General features: G+C 61.6%; 1 protein-coding gene. It reads left to right on the top strand.

Translation table 11 applies throughout. From position 1 onward, the window contains the following. The coding region (locus ACQRAX_RS25655; protein WP_412041647.1) for a hypothetical protein at nt 1–388 on the top strand (388 nt) is incomplete at both ends.

Below are 388 nucleotides of genomic sequence, written 5' to 3'. Positions count from 1 at the left end.
TGATCCTGTTCGGGATCGGTATCCGCGACTACGGCATCTTCCATCTCGCCGACTACCCGATCTTCCTCGGCGTCGCCGCCTATTTCGCCCTCGTCGGGTTGAACAGGGATCTGTTCGGAGTTCGGCCGATCGACGTGATGCGGTACGCCGCGGCGGTGACCTTGATGTGGGCTTCCGTTGAAAAATGGGCCTACCCGGAATGGAGCTTCCCGCTTCTGATCGAGCATGCCGCGATGACCCTCGGCTTCGACAACGAGTTCTACATGCGCGCCGCCGGCATGGTGGAATTCGCACTCGCCTTTGCCTTGATCTGGACGCCGCTGATCCGGCGCTGCGCCGCCGCCGTGCTGACGGGGATGTTCATCAGCGCCTGTTTCGAATTCGGCAA

The sequence above is a fragment of the Pseudomonas sp. UM16 genome (genome assembly GCF_050312595.1).
GTDB lineage: Bacteria > Pseudomonadota > Gammaproteobacteria > Pseudomonadales > Pseudomonadaceae > Aquipseudomonas.
This window is presented reverse-complemented; position numbering and strand designations above follow the sequence as displayed.